Origin of the sequence: Ruegeria sp. HKCCD7303 (genome assembly GCF_013111185.1) — a bacterium.
GTDB lineage: Bacteria > Pseudomonadota > Alphaproteobacteria > Rhodobacterales > Rhodobacteraceae > Ruegeria.
Genome location: NZ_WVRE01000003.1, coordinates 1 through 15,567 on the forward strand (window position 1 = coordinate 1; position 15,567 = coordinate 15,567).

At 58.0% G+C, this 15,567-nt stretch carries 19 protein-coding genes; 15 read left to right on the plus strand and 4 right to left on the minus strand.

What is annotated here, in order from left to right; translation table 11 throughout:
• Positions 1-232: 232 nt before the first annotated feature.
• Positions 233-1,096 carry a M48 family metallopeptidase gene (locus GS630_RS09650; RefSeq protein ID WP_171619491.1) on the plus strand — a complete coding sequence of 288 codons (864 nt, stop codon included), beginning with the start codon at positions 233-235 and terminating at the stop codon, positions 1,094-1,096.
• Positions 1,097-1,177: 81 nt separating this feature from the next.
• Here the strand turns inward: GS630_RS09650 and rpe are convergent, their stop codons facing one another.
• Positions 1,178-1,867 (minus strand): ribulose-phosphate 3-epimerase, encoded by a 690-nt coding sequence (gene rpe / locus GS630_RS09655; RefSeq protein ID WP_171619493.1) that lies wholly within the window; start codon positions 1,865-1,867, stop codon positions 1,178-1,180.
• 163 nt (positions 1,868-2,030) lie between these two features.
• On the opposite strand from rpe, the gene phnC reads away from it, so the two are divergent.
• From phnC to GS630_RS09680, 5 genes are all read left to right on the plus strand, one after another.
• Positions 2,031-2,852: a phosphonate ABC transporter ATP-binding protein gene (gene phnC, locus GS630_RS09660; protein ID WP_171619495.1), complete on the plus strand. Its 822-nt coding sequence runs from the start codon at positions 2,031-2,033 to the stop codon at positions 2,850-2,852.
• Between the two features lie 66 nt (positions 2,853-2,918).
• Positions 2,919-3,821 (plus strand): phosphonate ABC transporter substrate-binding protein, encoded by a 903-nt coding sequence (phnD, locus tag GS630_RS09665; RefSeq protein ID WP_171619497.1) that lies wholly within the window; start codon positions 2,919-2,921, stop codon positions 3,819-3,821.
• Positions 3,822-3,888: 67 nt separating this feature from the next.
• Positions 3,889-4,770, plus strand: a complete 882-nt coding sequence (gene phnE / locus GS630_RS09670; RefSeq protein ID WP_171619499.1) for a phosphonate ABC transporter, permease protein PhnE — start codon at positions 3,889-3,891, stop codon at positions 4,768-4,770.
• Entirely contained in the window at positions 4,767-6,134 is a 1,368-nt protein-coding gene (phnE, locus tag GS630_RS09675) for a phosphonate ABC transporter, permease protein PhnE (RefSeq protein WP_171619501.1), read from the plus strand. The genes phnE (GS630_RS09670) and phnE (GS630_RS09675) overlap by 4 nt, the downstream gene beginning before the upstream one ends.
• Positions 6,135-6,153: 19 nt before the next feature.
• The gene (locus tag GS630_RS09680; RefSeq protein ID WP_171181553.1) at positions 6,154-6,768 is read left to right on the plus strand and encodes a chloramphenicol acetyltransferase; all 615 of its coding nucleotides are present in this window, start codon (positions 6,154-6,156) and stop codon (positions 6,766-6,768) included.
• Positions 6,769-6,812: 44 nt separating this feature from the next.
• Here GS630_RS09680 and phnF read toward each other — a convergent pair whose 3' ends face one another.
• Positions 6,813-7,523, minus strand: a complete 711-nt coding sequence (gene phnF / locus GS630_RS09685) for a phosphonate metabolism transcriptional regulator PhnF (protein WP_171181551.1) — start codon at positions 7,521-7,523, stop codon at positions 6,813-6,815.
• 103 nt (positions 7,524-7,626) lie between these two features.
• Between phnF and phnG the strand changes: the two genes are divergently transcribed.
• From phnG to phnN, 8 genes are read left to right on the plus strand one after another with little or no spacing between them, the layout of a single operon-like run.
• Positions 7,627-8,085: a phosphonate C-P lyase system protein PhnG gene (phnG, locus tag GS630_RS09690; protein WP_171619503.1), complete on the plus strand. Its 459-nt coding sequence runs from the start codon at positions 7,627-7,629 to the stop codon at positions 8,083-8,085.
• Positions 8,085-8,660, plus strand: a complete 576-nt coding sequence (gene phnH, locus GS630_RS09695) for a phosphonate C-P lyase system protein PhnH (RefSeq protein WP_171238925.1) — start codon at positions 8,085-8,087, stop codon at positions 8,658-8,660. The genes phnG and phnH overlap by 1 nt, the downstream gene beginning before the upstream one ends.
• A gap of 3 nt (positions 8,661-8,663) precedes the next feature.
• A complete protein-coding gene (locus tag GS630_RS09700; RefSeq protein ID WP_171181544.1) occupies positions 8,664-9,755 on the plus strand; it encodes a carbon-phosphorus lyase complex subunit PhnI in 1,092 nt (363 codons plus the stop codon).
• Positions 9,752-10,348, plus strand: coding sequence for an HAD family phosphatase (locus GS630_RS09705; RefSeq protein WP_171235400.1), 597 nt, complete (start codon positions 9,752-9,754; stop codon positions 10,346-10,348). Before GS630_RS09700 ends, GS630_RS09705 begins: the two co-directional genes overlap by 4 nt.
• Entirely contained in the window at positions 10,345-11,205 is an 861-nt protein-coding gene (locus GS630_RS09710) for an alpha-D-ribose 1-methylphosphonate 5-phosphate C-P-lyase PhnJ (RefSeq protein WP_171181540.1), read from the plus strand. The genes GS630_RS09705 and GS630_RS09710 overlap by 4 nt, the downstream gene beginning before the upstream one ends.
• Positions 11,202-11,972 carry a phosphonate C-P lyase system protein PhnK gene (gene phnK, locus GS630_RS09715; protein ID WP_171181538.1) on the plus strand — a complete coding sequence of 257 codons (771 nt, stop codon included), beginning with the start codon at positions 11,202-11,204 and terminating at the stop codon, positions 11,970-11,972. The genes GS630_RS09710 and phnK overlap by 4 nt, the downstream gene beginning before the upstream one ends.
• 22 nt (positions 11,973-11,994) lie before the next feature.
• Complete coding sequence (phnL, locus tag GS630_RS09720; protein ID WP_171711996.1) at positions 11,995-12,678, plus strand: phosphonate C-P lyase system protein PhnL; 684 nt, start codon at positions 11,995-11,997, stop codon at positions 12,676-12,678.
• Positions 12,675-13,223, plus strand: a complete 549-nt coding sequence (gene phnN, locus GS630_RS09725; RefSeq protein ID WP_171619507.1) for a phosphonate metabolism protein/1,5-bisphosphokinase (PRPP-forming) PhnN — start codon at positions 12,675-12,677, stop codon at positions 13,221-13,223. The genes phnL and phnN overlap by 4 nt, the downstream gene beginning before the upstream one ends.
• Here phnN and GS630_RS09730 read toward each other — a convergent pair.
• Entirely contained in the window at positions 13,205-13,888 is a 684-nt protein-coding gene (locus tag GS630_RS09730; RefSeq protein WP_171619509.1) for a DUF1045 domain-containing protein, read from the minus strand. The genes phnN and GS630_RS09730 overlap by 19 nt on opposite strands.
• Before the next feature lie 52 nt (positions 13,889-13,940).
• Here GS630_RS09730 and GS630_RS09735 point away from each other — a divergent pair, with 52 nt between their 5' ends.
• The gene (locus GS630_RS09735) at positions 13,941-15,083 is read left to right on the plus strand and encodes an alpha-D-ribose 1-methylphosphonate 5-triphosphate diphosphatase (protein WP_171619511.1); all 1,143 of its coding nucleotides are present in this window, start codon (positions 13,941-13,943) and stop codon (positions 15,081-15,083) included.
• On the opposite strand, the gene GS630_RS09740 is transcribed toward GS630_RS09735, so the two are convergent.
• A complete protein-coding gene (locus tag GS630_RS09740; RefSeq protein ID WP_171619513.1) occupies positions 15,084-15,560 on the minus strand; it encodes a class I SAM-dependent methyltransferase in 477 nt (158 codons plus the stop codon). It abuts the gene before it with no gap.
• Between the last annotated feature and the right edge of the window lie 7 nt (positions 15,561-15,567).

A 15,567-nucleotide genomic window follows, 5' to 3' on the forward strand; every position in this document is an offset into this window, starting at 1 on the left:
AGCCCGGCACATCGGTGAGACTAAGAAGGCCGTCCCACTAAGGGGCGGCCTTTTTTGTGGCGAGCCCTTTGCTGGGAAAGTCATCGCCGAATATTAGGCGTTAGCGCATAGTACTCAATAATACGACCGGGTTCAGCAATTCCGTAGAAGGACTGAACAGTTGATTTCGTCTTACAAAATAGATGTAATTTCATAATCTATTACTTTTCACGATTTTTGTGGGGGATTTCCCATGCCTTTGTCAAAAAATGAAATGCAGGAACTAAGACATCCTACTGAGACTCCACGTTTTTACATAACCTTGTTTGTTTTGATTCCGTTTGGTTTCATAACGGCGCTGCTAACAGTCGCAACTTTTGGAACCATTCTTTTGCTTGTACCGATCATCCTTTTCTCGCTGTGGTTCAGCCTCAGGTTGGCTATCGCGCATTGGATGAACAATTTTGTCCAGGTTTCAGCGGCGTCTTTCCCTGAAGCCAACGATGCGATCAAAGAAGCGAAGGAGCTTTTTGGTTACAACCGAACGGTCGAGGCATATGTCCATGAGGATGGATCTTACAACGCATCAATCCTGTCGCTTCTCAACACCAAGATATTGCTTCTGAATTCCGAGCTTTTGAAGAACGAAAACACAAAGGACGAACTGCGATTCATTGTCGGGCGATTTGTGGGCGCATTGGCAGCTAAACACTTTCGGTTTGGCTGGCTGCAGTTCTTCATTAACAGTGTGGAGAAGCTATTGATCTTCAATATTTTGCTTTTCCCCTACGAACGCGCAACCAAACTATCAGGCGACAGAATGGGATTGCGCATGATTGATGGCAACACCCGGGTTGCTGTGAGGTCCATGATGAAAATGGCTGTAGGCTCCGAGATTGCTGACCGTGTCAACATTCGCGCGTATGTCGCTCAGGGAAGAAAATACAATGGGAGTTTCTTTGGCTGGTTGGCTCGCGCTTTTTCGTCTTTCCCACACCACTGCACACGTGTGTCGGAGCTTATCGTCTTCGCGAAACAAAAATACCCGAGCAGCGTTTCCGCTTCCCGTGGCCGGGCCCGCAAACGCCGTGTCAGCGGCGCAGGAATGGCTACGTAGCGACTGACTTTGTGACCCCGGGGACCATCCGGCGCAGGCCCGGTCAGCCGCCGCCAGACATACCGGCCACAAACTGCTGGATCAGGACAGCGCATCCTCAGCCGCAGCGCGAACGGCGCGGATGTTGTCTCCGTAGACCTGTGGGGTGGAAACCGATCCGCCCTTGAATACCGCCGACCCGGCGACCAGCACGTCCGCCCCTGCTGCTGCAACCAGCGGGGCGGTCTTTGGGTCGACGCCTCCGTCGATCTCGATATGCACTGGGCGGTCGCCGATCATCTGGCGCACTTTGCGCACCTTACCGGTCATGTCGATGAATTTCTGACCACCGAAGCCCGGGTTTACGGTCATCACACAGACCAGATCGGTAAGGTCCAGCAGATGCTCGACCGCCTCGGCAGGGGTGCCAGGGTTCAGCGCGACACCGGCTTTCATTCCAGCGGCGCGGATCGCTTGTAAGGTGCGATGTGTATGTGGACCAGCCTCGACATGTGCAGTCAGAATGTCCGCTCCGGCATCGGCATACGCCTGGATGTAAGGATCAACCGGGGTGATCATCAGGTGCACATCCATCACGGTTTTCACGTGCGGGCGAAAGGCTTTAACCGCAGGTGGGCCAAAGGTCAGGTTCGGAACGAAATGGCCATCCATGACATCCACATGAACCCAATCTGCGCCTTGTGCCTCGATGGCCTGAATCTCTGCTCCGAAATTGGCGAAATCGGCGGACAGGATCGACGGAGCGATCTTGATGGTGCGGTCAAAGCTCATGATGGCCTCGTATCAGAAAAAGAGTCGCCGAAGCGTATACCTGCGGGGCAGGGGGATGGATAGCCCCCGCAACGGCTGGTCCGTTACAAAACTTTCACCACGCTGACACATATCCGTTGAATGGCATCTGTAGCTGACCGCCAACATCATTTGGGGGTGGCTCGTGCTGCATATCAAGAAACTGACCAAACGCTTTGGCGATAACGTTGCGGTGGACGCCGCGACGCTGGATGTAGACAAGCCATGCATGATTGGGATCATCGGGCGGTCGGGTGCAGGCAAGTCGACCCTTTTGAGGATGATCAACCGGCTGACGGATTCCAGCGACGGTCAGATCCTGTTCGAAGGTCGTGACGTGACCAAACTGAAGGGGCGCGAAAAGCGGGCCTGGCAAGCTGACTGCGCCATGATCTTTCAGCAGTTCAACCTGGTGCCGCGCATGGATGTTGTCTCGAACGTCTTGCATGGCACACTGAACCGCCATTCGACCCTGGCCACCATGTTCAACCTGTTCCCAATGGAAGACATCCATCGCGCAATTGATATTCTGGATCGTCTGGGAATCGCCGAACACGCGCCCAAACGCGCCGAAGCTTTGTCTGGTGGGCAGCAACAGCGCGTCGCTATCGCACGCGCCCTGATGCAGGACCCCAAGATCATTTTGGCGGACGAGCCCATCGCCTCGCTGGACCCAATGAACGCTCAGGTTGTGATGCAGGCTCTGCGGCGTATCCACGAAGAGGATGGCCGCACCGTCATCGCCAACCTGCACACGCTGGATACAGCACGCCGTTATTGTGATCGCGTGGTCGGAATGCGCGACGGGCGCATCGTCTTTGACGGGCTGCCTGAACAACTGACAACCGGTGTTGCCCGTGAAATCTATGGTGCCGATGCCAGCTTCTCGGAAGAGGCGACATCGACCGAGATCGAAACTCTGGACGCCACCCAGAAGGCCCTGATGGAAGCGGAAGCAACCATCTGAGCCACCAACCCCCTTTCATCGCCCGGCCCGATGAAAGGCCGGGGCAATCAAACTGGAGAGAGACAGATGAAAAAACTGATTGCTGCCTTTGCGGCTACCACTGCGCTGGCCGCACCGGCCATGGCACAGGACATCAGCGAATTCCGCATAGGCATTCTGGGCGGTGAGAACGCTCAGGACCGTCTGAACAACAACGAATGCCTGCGTGAATACACCGAAGACACGCTGGGCGTTGAGACCAAATTGTTTGCGCCTGCCGATTATAACGGTGTGATCCAAGGTCTGCTGGGCGGCACCATCGACATGGCATGGTTGGGCGCGTCGGGTTACGCCAAAACTTACCTGAGCGATCCCGAAGCGGTTAAGCCGGTTTTGGTTAAGGTGAACGTCGACGGCGGTTACGGGTATTACTCGGTTGGTTTTGCCCGCAAGGACAGCGGCATAACATCCTTGGAAGACATGAAAGGCAAGATCTTTGGTTTTGGCGATCCGAACTCGACCTCGGGCTACCTGATCCCGTCCATCGAAATCCCGCAGGCCACCGGCGCCACCATGGACTCAGGCGACTACTTTGGTGAAGTGAAGTTCACCGGCGGTCACGAGCAGACCATCGTCGCGGTCAACAATGGTGACGTTGATGGTGGTGTTACCTGGGCCGATGGTCTTGGCAACTGGGAAGACGGATACAACTCGGGCGCGCTGCGTCGTGCAGTTGATGCCGGTCTGGTCGACATGAACGACATGGTTGAAATCTGGAAATCCAAGCCGATCCCCGAAGGTCCGGTTGTTCTGCGTACAGCGCTGCCTGCGGATGTAAAAGAAAAGATGACAGCCCTGATGGCTGGCCTGCACGAGAAAGACCGTGATTGCTTCTACGGCGTTGCCGCAGGTGAGGCGAAAGCGTTCGAGCCGATCACACATGATGCCTACGAAGTCATCATCGAAGCACGCAAGCTGAAGTCCAACTAAGCCTGAATACCCAATGATCGGGGTCCGGCGAAAATCCGGGCCCCGTTTTTCCACCCAGGAGCATTCCATGACAGACCTGACCGCTGGGTCCCCGACCGTCGACCAGATCCGCGATGACTATACGGCGATGACGCGCCGCAAACGGGTCTATGGTGGTATCCTCCTGATCCTGTTCGTTGCCGTTATGGCCTCGGGCTTTCGTGTTGCTGACGACCGCAACGCTGGCAGTTTCCGCGATGGCTGGACGCGTATTTTCGACTACCCCGCTGAGGTTTTGGCCGAGGCGTGGGAAAAAATCGGCGCGCTGCCGGAAAACCTGGCCAAGTTTTTCCCCGCGCTGATCGAAACACTGAATATCGCGGCCGCTTCGACCTTGATCGGTGCGATTGCAGGTACGTTTCTGGCCCTGATGTCGACGCGCGGCATGGCACTTTGGCCCGCCTTGATCCCTTTGTTTCGCCGAATTGCAGATGTGTGCCGCGCCGTCCCCGAGATTGTGATCGCACTAGTTCTGATTTTCATTTTGGGCGGTGGTCCGGTTCCGGCGATGATTGCGATTGCCATTCACACAGCAGGTGCACTGGGCAAGCTGTTTTCCGAGGTCAACGAAAACGCCTCGCTCAAGCCGGTTGAGGGCCTGCAGTCGGTGGGTGCGAACTGGTCGCAACGCATGTATCTGGGCGTGATCCCACAGGCCGGTCCCAACTATGTCAGCTATGCACTGCTGCGGTTCGAAATCAATATTCGCGCCTCGGCCATCCTGGGTTTTGTTGGCGCTGGCGGTCTGGGTTATGAGCTGCGCAACGCCATGTCCTGGGGACAGGGGCGGTACGATGAGGCCGCGGCCATTTTCCTTCTGCTTTTTGTAACAATCGTCGTCGTGGACCAGCTGTCAGGTGTTCTGCGCGACCGTCTGACTCATGGGTCGGAAAAAGGAGCCTCGGTATGAGCACCTTCGCAACCAATCTGACCGTCGATGAGCTCAAAGCCCAAGCAGACCGTCTGTTCAGTCGCAAAAGGCTGGTGAATTTCGGGCTGCCCGCGCTGGTGCTTGTCTATTTGGTCTACGTCTTCTTTGCGTTTGATGTTCCGGGCCTCGCGGCGCGAGCAAATTGGGAAAACGGCAAGACGCTTGTGTCTGACAGCTATAGCTACAAGACGCATATCGAGCGTGACAATCGAACTGGCGAGGTTTCGGCCGCGATCGAGGGCGAGCGCAAGGGCGCGTACCCCGAAGGTCAGGCCCCGGATTGGGTGACGCTGGGCGAGACAACCGTGATCGATCTGGAAGACGGCCACGTGGTGCGATTCGGGCCGGAAACGGTTGAATATGACATCCCCGGTTATGGAACCGTTCGGGCAACGCCCAGCCGCTCGGCTGGCGTACAGGCAGAGTTGCCTGCGGGTGACGTGCCAGAGTGGATCAACGTTTCGAAGAACCGCTTGGCAATCAAGACGGATGCTGGCCGTCTGACCGTCACACGCAATCGGTCGGAAGTGTTTCGCTACTTCACCGGGTGGGAGCTGTTCTGGTTCACGCTCGACAGCCCCTACTATGGCAAGTCGTTCCCCGAACTGGCCGGACGCGCGGCGTCGGGTGAGGCGGGTACAATTTTCAATGATTTCTGGACCAACAAGATGTGGCGGCATCAGGACGTGGCCTGGGCGATCTTCGAGACGATCCTGATGGCGTTTCTGGGCACGCTGGGCGCGGCCATGGTCGCGTTGCCACTGGCCTTCCTTGCGACGCGCAATTTCAATCCGATGAAATCCATCCGCTTTGCAACGCGTCGCGTGTTCGACTTTGTGCGCGGTGTGGATGCCTTGATCTGGACCGTGGTGCTGGCCCGCGCCTTTGGTCCCGGACCTTTGACAGGCGCGCTGGCCATACTGGTGACCGACACCGGGACCTTTGGCAAGATCTTCTCGGAAGCGTTGGAGAATGTGGACCAGAAGCAGATAGAGGGCGTTCAGTCCACAGGAGCAAATGCGCCGCAGAGATACCGATTTGGGGTCATTCCGCAAGTCACGCCCGTTTTGTTGAGCCAGCTATTGTATTTTCTGGAATCCAACACCCGCAGCGCGACGGTGATTGGCGCAATCACAGGCGGCGGTATTGGCCTTCTACTGACGCAGGCAATCATCACGCAAAAGGATTGGGAAGAGGTCGCCTACTACATCATCCTGATCATCCTGATGGTCATGTTGATGGACTGGTTCTCGGGTTGGTTGCGCAAACGGTTGATCCAGGGCGAAGCGGGTAAAAAACGCAAGCCGCGTGATGCTGCACGCAAGACATTCCTGTTGCCCTGAACAAAGATGGGGACATTCAATGGCACGACTGCGCGCTGATCAGCCGTATATTCATAATGATTGTCAGATCACCAACAGCAGCTTTGGCGCATATGTCGAGATTGGTGCTGGCAGCCGAGTGGCGAACTCGGTTTGGGGCGATTATTCCTATTGCGACCGGACCTGCGATATTGCCAATGCCGAAATTGGAAAGTTCGCAAATATAGCAAGCTTTACTCGTATCGGGGCGACAGATCATCCGATGGACAAGGCCTCGCTGCATCATTTTCACTATCGTTCCGCCGACTATTGGGACGATGCCGAAGATGATGCGGATTGGTTCGCTCATCGCGCCAGTCGCACCGCCCGGATCGGGCATGACACCTGGATCGGACACGCTGCGATTATCAAGCCCGAGGTCACGATCGGCAATGGTGCCGTGGTTGCCTCGGGTGCAGTGGTTACCAAAGACGTACCGCCCTACACGATTGTCGCGGGTGTGACGGCGCAGATGTTGCGCAGAAGGTTCCCCGAGATCGTGGCCGATCGCATGGAACAGCTTGCATGGTGGGATTGGGACAACCCGAAACTTCGTGCGGCTTTGCCCGACTTTCGCACGCTAAGTGCCGAGGCGTTTCTGGAAAAATACGCGTAACCCTGTTCCTGCAGATCCAAAAACCGAAAACCCCCTGTGGGGGTCTAGTCTTCGTTCAGGGTCAGTGTGACCCGCTCACCCGCGAAAACGGTTCGCCCATATTCAACGGGCTGGCCATCTGGGTCCGCGTTCACGCCAACCGAGAACAGAACCGGGGCCCCTTCGGACAGCTGGAGCTGTAAGGCTTGTGTCGCCGTTGCCCCGCGCGCTGTCAAACGGGTCGAGATGCGTGTGTAATCCGCGATGCCGCTAGCTTGCAGAGCTTTTGTGACCGATTGCGTTTCGGTCAGTGTCTGCAACAGGTTGGGAAAACGCGCGGCTGGAAAAACGCTTTGAAACACGGCCACAGGCTGTCCGTCCGCCAATGACAGGCCGTCATAGACATGCACCGGATCGCCTTTGTCCAAACCCAAGGCTTCCGCTTCGGCTTCATCTGCTGCGCGTGTGGTCAGCGCGAGGATTTTCTTGCCCGGCATCTTACCGCTGGCCGAGATGTTTTTGTGGTATCGCACCCTTTTGCCGATTGGATAATCCGTGGGGCGCGCCGCTACAAACACCCCTGCGCCGCGCCTGGCGTGGACCAGACCTTGTTCCGACATGTCTGCCAACGCGCGCCGCACAGTGTGGCGATTGACGCCATAAGTGGCGGCCAATTGTGCTTCGGTCGGCAGGCGATCTCCGGTTTGATAGCGCCCTTCGGCGATGTCCGAGGTCAGGCGCAGGGCGATGCTTTTCCAGATCGGCGTTTTGCTCATGTCATCAAATCTTCACACCATCACGGATTGCGACTCGGATACCTAAAGGGTAATATTTGTCTAGTTGTATAGTTCATGTAGACAACCCGGCCAAGAGGCTTTGATGACAAATCAGACAGAAATCGCGACGCAGGCGCGGAAGGAATGGATGGGTCTGCTGGCCCGTGCGCCGGACGATGCGTTGATGACGCTATGGGATGGCATTCAGGACCGCCCAAGCTTTGAGTGGCTGCGCAGCCCCGAAGTGGGTGGCGTCATGGTGAGAGGTCGCACCGGAGCTACCGGAGCGCCGTTCAATCTGGGTGAAATGACCGTCACGCGCTGTTCGGTCGTGCTGCAGGATGGCACGGTTGGTCACGGATATGTGCAGGGCAGATCCAAGCCTAAAGCCGAAGTCGCAGCGTTGATTGATGCTATGATGCAGACACCGGCGGCGGATGATCTGCAGGCCCGATTGCTCGACCCATTGCAGCAACAAATGCAAGCGGCCAAGGCGACACGCGCCGCCAAGGCAGCTGCCACCAAGGTCGAGTTTTTCACGCTGGTCCGGGGGGAAGACTGATGGCCGCGCAAACACAGTTTTCCGGGGGCTTTCAAAACGCACCTGTCCAGGCCGCCCACGCGTTTCGTGCGGCCATGACCGTCATGGCGCGCCCGGGTGAAATCCGCACCCTCATGGGCACTGAACCCCCTGCGCCTTTGTCCATGGCAGCAGGCACGCTCTTGCTGACGCTGTGCGATCCCGAAACAAAGGTCTATTTGGCGGGTGATGCTGACACCGATGCGGTGTGCAAATGGCTGACCTTCCACACGGGCGCGCCGATTGTGTCTGCGGGCAACGCTGATTTCGCCGTTGGTACGTGGGGCGCACTAGGTCCCTTGAACGCCTATCGTATTGGCACGCCGGAATACCCGGACCGGTCTGCGACCCTAATTGTAGAATGCGACCAGCTTGAGCAAAGCGGTGCCATTCTGAGCGGCCCTGGGATCAAGGACACCGCGCGGTTGTCTCTGCCGGATGTTCCAGCGCTTCAATACAATGCGATGCTGTATCCGCTGGGGTGCGATTTCTTCTTTACCTGCGGTGACAAGATCGCGGCCCTGCCGCGCAGCACGCAGATCAGGACAGAGGGCTAAGCGATGTATGTAGCTGTCAAAGGGGGCGAAAAAGCCATCGAGAACGCCCATACGTGGCTGGCCGAAGAACGCCGGGGCGCGACTGATGTGGCGGAACTGAGCCTTGCGCAGATCCGCGAACAACTGAGCCTTGCCGTGAACCGGGTGATGGCCGAGGGGTCATTATTCGACCCCAACCTTGCAGCGCTGGCGATCAAACAGGCGCGTGGCGATCTGATCGAAGCGATCTTTCTGGTCCGTGCTTACCGTACGACTCTGCCGCGCTTTGGCTATTCCAACCCGGTCGAGACCTCTGAGATGGCGTGTGACCGTCGGATCTCGGCCACGTTCAAGGATGCGCCGGGGGGGCAGGTTCTGGGGCCAACTTTCGACTACACGCACCGTTTGCTGGATTTCAAGCTGGCTGCTGATGGTGAAGCCCCTAAGGCACCCGAAGGCACGGCACGTCAGGAACCGACGCCCCATATCACCGAGTTCCTGAAAGGTGAGGACATCATTCAGGATGAACCCGCCAGCGATGACACCCCGGGCGACCTGACCCGCGAGCCGATGGAGTTTCCGTCAAACCGACCGCTGCGCTTGCAATCACTGACCCGTGGGGACGAGGGCTTTGTACTGGGCATGGCCTATTCCACCCAGCGCGGCTACGCCCGCAACCATGCGTTTGTCGGAGAGCTTCGGATCGGCAAGGTCGCGGTGGAAATGGAGATCCCCGAGCTGGGTTTCGCCATTGATATCGGTGAGGTTGAACTAACCGAATGTGAGACGGTCAACCAGTTCACGGGCTCGAAGACAGAACCACCACAGTTCACACGTGGCTATGGTCTTGTCTTTGGTCAGTCCGAACGAAAATCCATCGCGATGGCTTTGGTCGATCGCGCGCTGCGTTGGGAAGAACTGGGCGAAGACAATCTGGGTGCACCCGCGCAGGACGAAGAATTTGTCCTGAGCCATGCGGATAACATTCAGGCCACTGGCTTTCTCGAGCATATCAAACTGCCGCATTACGTCGACTTCCAGTCTGAGCTGGAGCTGGTCCGCAAACTGCGTCGCGAGGCTGAAGAACGCATTACGCCAAAGGAGGCCGCAGAATGAAGGCCGTCGTTTTTGATATCGGGAATGTGCTGATCCGATGGGATCCGCATCTGGCATGGTTGCACGAGATGGGCAGCCGCGAGGCCGTGGCAGAGTTCCTGACCCGCATCGATTTTCAGGATCGCAATCTGAGGGCGGATGGCGGCGAGAACTTCGCCGATCTGGCGTCAGAACTGGATGACGTCGAAGACCAACGGCGCCTGAGTGTGTATGTTGAGCGCTATGCCATGACCGTTCCGCAAAAGATCGAAGGAACCTGGCAGCTGCTCTATCGATTGAAAGAACAGGGCACGCAGGTTCACGCGATTACAAACTGGTCGGCGGAAACATGGCCGGTTGGTGTTGGCGCGCATCCCGAGTTGGGCGACGTCTTCGGCGTGACGGTAGTCTCTGGTCAGGAAAAGCTTTTGAAGCCGCAACCCGAGATTTTTCATCGCTTGTGTGAGCGAGCCGGGCTTGCGCCTAAAAACTGCATTTTCATCGACGACGGGCTGCACAACGTCGACGGCGCGCGCGCCGTTGGCATGGATGGCATCCACTTTACGACGCCTCAAGCGCTGGAAAGCGCGTTGACTGAAAGAGGTTTCCTATGAGCGAGTATAATTTCGCCTACCTGGACGAACAAACCAAACGGATGATCCGTCGGGCGATCCTGAAGGGTCTGGCTGTGCCTGGGTATCAGGTGCCGTTCGCCAGCCGCGAGATGCCGATGCCGTATGGCTGGGGGACGGGTGGCGTTCAGGTCTCGGCCGCGACGCTGACGCCCGAGGATACGTTCAAGGTGATCGACCAAGGCGCAGACGACACCACCAACGCAGTGTCGATCCGCAAGTTCTTTGAGAACACCGCTGGCGTCTCCACCACGGAAGAGACGGAAAAAGCCACTGTCATCCAGACCCGCCACCGCATCCCCGAAGCGAAGCTGCGTGAAGACCAGATCATCGTCTATCAGGTGCCGATCCCGGAACCTCTGCGCTTTTTGGAGCCGCGCGAGACCGAGACGCGCAAAATGCACAGCCTTGAAGAATACGGGCTGATGCATGTCAAATTGTATGAGGACATCAGCCAGCACGGTGCGATCTCAACCGCTTATGCCTATCCGGTCAAAGTATCCGGGCGGTATGTGATGGATCCGTCTCCGATCCCGAAATTCGACAACCCAAAGCTCGAGATGGACGCGATCCAATTGTTTGGTGCAGGGCGGGAACAGCGTATCTATGCAGTGCCTCCGCATACCAAGGTCGTGAGCCTCGATTTCGAGGATTACCCGTTTGAGGCCACCAAAGCCAACCATCTCTGCGATCTGTGCGGGGCCGAGGACAGCTATCTGGACGAGGTCATCATGGATGATGCAGGGAACCGGATGTTTGTCTGTTCCGACACCGATTATTGTCGGTCGCGCCGCGAAACAGGCCACGTGGGCCGACTGGCTGAGGAGAACGCAGCATGACCCCCCTGTTGCAAGTCAAGGGCATCGAAAAACGCTATGGCGCGCGGATCGGATGCACAGATGTGAACTTCGATCTCTACCCCGGAGAAGTGATGGGGATCGTCGGCGAAAGTGGGTCCGGCAAATCGACCTTGCTCAACTGTCTGGCCGGGCACCTGGAACCGGACGCTGGGCAGGTGATCTTTGATACCCGCGTGGACGGACCGGTAGACACAGTCACCATGTCCGAACCGGAACGCCGAATGCTCGGCCGCACTGACTGGGCCTTTGTGCATCAACACGCACGCGACGGGCTGCGGATGTCTGTCAGCGCGGGCGGCAATATTGGTGAGCGGCTGATGGCCGTCGGTGATCGGCACTATGGCGATATTCGGGACAAGGCTATCGACTGGCTTGGCCGCGTCGAGATTGAAGCAGCCCGTGTGGACGATCGCCCCAGCGCGTTTTCTGGCGGGATGCAGCAGCGTCTGCAGATCGCGCGCAATCTGGTGACGGGCCCTCGGCTGGTGTTCATGGATGAACCGACCGGTGGTCTGGACGTATCCGTTCAGGCGCGCTTGCTGGATTTGTTGCGTGGTCTGGTGCGTGAGATGGGGCTGAGCGCCATCATCGTGACGCATGATTTGGCCGTGGTGCGTCTGTTGGCGGACCGGCTGATGGTGATGAAAAGCGGTCATGTGGTCGAAGCTGGGTTGACCGACCAGGTGCTGGACGACCCTCAGCACGCCTATACGCAGCTGCTTGTGTCCAGCGTCCTTCAGGTTTGAGTGTTTGGGAAAAGATGAAGCGATGATTGAACTGATCGATGTAAGCAAAAGCTTTACCCTGCATAATCAGGGCAGTGCTGTGATCCCGGTGATGCAAGGTGCGTCGCTGAAGGTTGAGCCGGGGGAATGTGTTGCTCTGACGGGGGCGTCCGGTACTGGCAAGTCCACGCTGATGCGAGTGATCTATGGCAACTATCTGGCGGCCTCTGGTCAGGTGTTGGTTGGTGGGCTGGACGTGGCGAAGGCCGAACCACGACAGATCCTGTCTCTGCGTCGCGATACGTTGGGTTATGTCAGCCAGTTTCTGCGGGTTGTGCCTCGGGTGCCGACGCTGGAAGTTGTGGCAGAGCCGCTGCTGGCCGTAGGTGCGGACAAGCAAATTGCGCTGGACAAGGCGGCCGGGTTGCTGAAACGTGTGAACATCCCCGAGCGTTTGTGGACCCTGAGCCCCACGACCTTTTCTGGCGGTGAACAGCAGCGGGTGAACATTGCGCGCGGCTTTGCACATGAGTATCCCGCGATGCTTTTGGATGAGCCGACGGCGAGCCTGGATGCGCAGAACCGGGAAACCGTGTTGTCTCTGATTGAAGACGCAAAGCATCGTGGTGCGGCGATTGTTGGGATTTTCCACGACATTGAAGCGCGTAAGCGGGTTTGTGACCGCGAGGTCAATGTTTCGGATTTTACACCGGGGCTGGCTGCATGACGCTTGCTCCGGTCATAGCGGTTGTCGGCCCCTCGGGCGTCGGTAAAGACAGCGTCATGCAAGCGTTGGTGGCCCAAGCATCGGGCATCCAACGCCTGAGGCGCGTGATTACCCGTCCTGAAGGGGAAGAGGGCGAGGATTTCGACCGGGTTTCCGTCGCGACGTTTCAGCAGATGGAACGGGCCGGGGCTTTTGCGTTGAGCTGGCCTGCGCATGGCTTGTTTTACGGTGTTCCGACCGAGATCACACGACAGCGAAACGAGGCAGATGCTGTTCTGGTCAACCTATCAAGAAAGGTATTGGTTCAGGCGCAGGAGGTTTTCGGCGATCTGATCGTGATTTCCCTGACTGCCGAAGCTGATGTTCTGGCACAGCGCTTGTCCGCAAGGGGGCGGGAAAGCGCGACGGAACAGGCGCGGCGGTTGGGTCGTGCCAAAGCGCCTTTGCCTGATGGTTTGAAACGGGTCATCGAAGTCGACAACTCCGGCGCGCTGGAAGACACCGTCGCCGAGATCCTTGCGCGACTTCAACCGGAAAGCGCGTAGCGATGGATCAGGTGAAACCGACCATCCTCAGCCTCGCCCATCAGGGCCAGATCGGTGATCTGGAGGGGCTGCGGCAGCAACGGGGCCAGGTGGGCTTGCAACGCCTCTTGGGTGGCCCGAAGGGTCGGTTTGTCCAGCTTGCCGCTGAGCGTGATGTGAAAGCGAAACGCGTCCAGCACGTAAGGATAGCCCCATTGAACCAGATTGGCCTCCTGTTCCGGTGTCAGGCCAGCGGCGCGGCGGCGCGCCAGCTCAGCCTCGGTTGCGGCTTCGCGAAAACTGTCCAACTGCTGAACGCAAGCGGCGGCCAAGGAATTCAGCGTCCGCGTTTCGCCTTTTGGGCGCAGGGCAAGAAAACGGCCAAGCCGGGCGATCTCAAGGCCCTCCAGCGTCACAGGAGGTTGGCTGGAGGCGAGCGAACCGCAAGCTGCGTGCAAGGCGTCGAAGGTCTGGCCCTCGCACAGTCGGAAGGGGGGTTTCAGCGTCGCGTGCAGCCCGTATTTGCGTGGCACATCCGTAACAGCGGCAACGTCGATGTCTCCGACTATCGGATGCGCGACCAAAGATCCGGTTTCCATGTCCCAACCCAGCCAGCTGGTTGCAAATTTCGTCCACTCCGCCTTAGCGGGTGGCGCAAAATAAATCGCGTATCGCGTGAATGTCACATTGGCCTCCTATTGCGTGGCCTTCCACTACCTCAAACTGCGTGAAGTTCAGATGACAGAAGACTTGATCCTTGCCAATGCCACGCTTGTGTTGCCGAATGAAACCGTAACCGGCAGCGTCCGGATTTTGGGCGAGACCATCGCCGCGATTGATACCGGAAACGCGGTTCCGCGTGGTGCAATCGACTGCGAAGGCGACTATGTCAGTCCCGGTCTCGTCGAACTGCACACTGATAACCTTGAACGCCACATTCAACCCAGGCCAAGGGTGGATTGGCCTCATGCCGCTGCGATCCTTGCGCATGACGCGGAATTGGCCAGCACTGGTATCACGACCGTGTTTGACGCCATGCGGGTGGGCTCGATCCCGTCGGGTGCGGCACGTTATGGAAAGTATGCGCGTGGCCTATCGCAGGAATTGTGGGATCTGCGGGAACAGGATGCGCTGAAGATCAGCCACTTCCTGCACCTGCGGGCCGAGGTGTGTTCCGAGACCTTGGTCGAAGAGCTGGATGAGTTCGGGCCAGAGGACCGGGTTGGTCTTGTGTCGATCATGGATCACACACCCGGACAGCGGCAGTTCCGCGACATGACCAAACTTGAGGCGTATATGAAGGGCAAACATGCGATGGACGATGACACATTCCTGCAGCATGTGGCCCAGTTAAAGGGTCTTCGCGACCGTAATGGCGATGTGCATGAGGTTGAGACCGTCAAAGCCGCGCGTCGTTTTGGGGCGGTTTTGGCCAGTCATGACGATACGACGGAAGATCAGGTGAAAGTCTCGGCAGGTCACGGTATCCGACTGGCTGAGTTTCCGACCACGGTCGAGGCAGCGCGTGCCTGTCACGATCACGATATCAAGGTCATGATGGGGGCACCCAACATCATTCGCGGTGGCTCGCATTCGGGCAACGTCGCGGCCCGCGAGTTGGCCGAACTTGGGCATCTGGACATCATGTCCTCGGATTATGTGCCGTCGGCCCTATTGCTGTCGGCGGCCATGCTGGGCGAGATGTGGGATGATATGGCGCGTGGGATGAAAACCGTCACTCTGGCCCCCGCGCAAGCCGCAGGGTTGGAGGACCGGGGCGAGTTGCGTGTCGGCGCCCGAGCCGATGCCATCCGTTTTCGAATGCGGGCAGGGGTTCCTGCACTTAATTCAGTATGGGCGCGCGGTCGGCGTGTGGCGTGATCACGCGGTATAGAAGAGGTATCGGTCCGGGGCGATCGTTTCGGGCCCTTTGATCTGGTTAAAGCCGACAAGGGGCTGACCGGAAATCAGCAAACCGCCGGGCTGCATGACCAGCGCGATCAATGGGCTGAGCCGCGCGGCTTCAGCCACATCTTCCTGTTTGATCCCGCGACCAAAATCGTAATGAGCCAACGCGATCTTTTGCCCGTCTGCCGCCAGTTTCTTCAGCATCGGCTCGGCCTCACCTTGCAGGAAATCTTCGGCCGGAGGGGTGCTGTCCGGGTGGCATTGCAGGACCCGGTCCATCACCCAGATCCGTCGTTCCGGTAGGATTTCGCGCAGGTGATCATAGGTCCGGCCATTGCCCAGACCCATGTCCAGCACATCGCCTGGCTGTCCGCTGATGCGCTGGGCGGCCCAGTTCAACCCGTCGCGTTGAGCCGTCAGTCGGCGCAGCATGGAATCCAGTCGGCTCATGATGGTG

What these genes read in the sequence shown, in the direction of transcription:
- phnN (WP_171619507.1), top strand. Translation starts at nt 12,675, where the DNA reads ATGACGCTTGCTCCGGTCATAGCGGTTGTCGGCCCCTCGGGCGTCGGT.
- phnK (WP_171181538.1), top strand. Translation starts at nt 11,202, where the DNA reads ATGACCCCCCTGTTGCAAGTCAAGGGCATCGAAAAACGCTATGGCGCG.
- phnD (WP_171619497.1), top strand. Translation starts at nt 2,919, where the DNA reads ATGAAAAAACTGATTGCTGCCTTTGCGGCTACCACTGCGCTGGCCGCA.
- GS630_RS09650 (WP_171619491.1), top strand. Translation starts at nt 233, where the DNA reads ATGCCTTTGTCAAAAAATGAAATGCAGGAACTAAGACATCCTACTGAG.
- phnG (WP_171619503.1), top strand. Translation starts at nt 7,627, where the DNA reads ATGACAAATCAGACAGAAATCGCGACGCAGGCGCGGAAGGAATGGATG.
- GS630_RS09705 (WP_171235400.1), top strand. Translation starts at nt 9,752, where the DNA reads ATGAAGGCCGTCGTTTTTGATATCGGGAATGTGCTGATCCGATGGGAT.
- rpe (WP_171619493.1), bottom strand. Translation starts at nt 1,867, where the DNA reads ATGAGCTTTGACCGCACCATCAAGATCGCTCCGTCGATCCTGTCCGCC.
- phnE (WP_171619501.1), top strand. Translation starts at nt 4,767, where the DNA reads ATGAGCACCTTCGCAACCAATCTGACCGTCGATGAGCTCAAAGCCCAA.
- GS630_RS09700 (WP_171181544.1), top strand. Translation starts at nt 8,664, where the DNA reads ATGTATGTAGCTGTCAAAGGGGGCGAAAAAGCCATCGAGAACGCCCAT.
- phnF (WP_171181551.1), bottom strand. Translation starts at nt 7,523, where the DNA reads ATGAGCAAAACGCCGATCTGGAAAAGCATCGCCCTGCGCCTGACCTCG.
- GS630_RS09740 (WP_171619513.1), bottom strand. Translation starts at nt 15,560, where the DNA reads ATGAGCCGACTGGATTCCATGCTGCGCCGACTGACGGCTCAACGCGAC.
- phnH (WP_171238925.1), top strand. Translation starts at nt 8,085, where the DNA reads ATGGCCGCGCAAACACAGTTTTCCGGGGGCTTTCAAAACGCACCTGTC.
- phnL (WP_171711996.1), top strand. Translation starts at nt 11,995, where the DNA reads ATGATTGAACTGATCGATGTAAGCAAAAGCTTTACCCTGCATAATCAG.
- GS630_RS09735 (WP_171619511.1), top strand. Translation starts at nt 13,941, where the DNA reads ATGACAGAAGACTTGATCCTTGCCAATGCCACGCTTGTGTTGCCGAAT.
- phnE (WP_171619499.1), top strand. Translation starts at nt 3,889, where the DNA reads ATGACAGACCTGACCGCTGGGTCCCCGACCGTCGACCAGATCCGCGAT.
- GS630_RS09710 (WP_171181540.1), top strand. Translation starts at nt 10,345, where the DNA reads ATGAGCGAGTATAATTTCGCCTACCTGGACGAACAAACCAAACGGATG.
- GS630_RS09680 (WP_171181553.1), top strand. Translation starts at nt 6,154, where the DNA reads ATGGCACGACTGCGCGCTGATCAGCCGTATATTCATAATGATTGTCAG.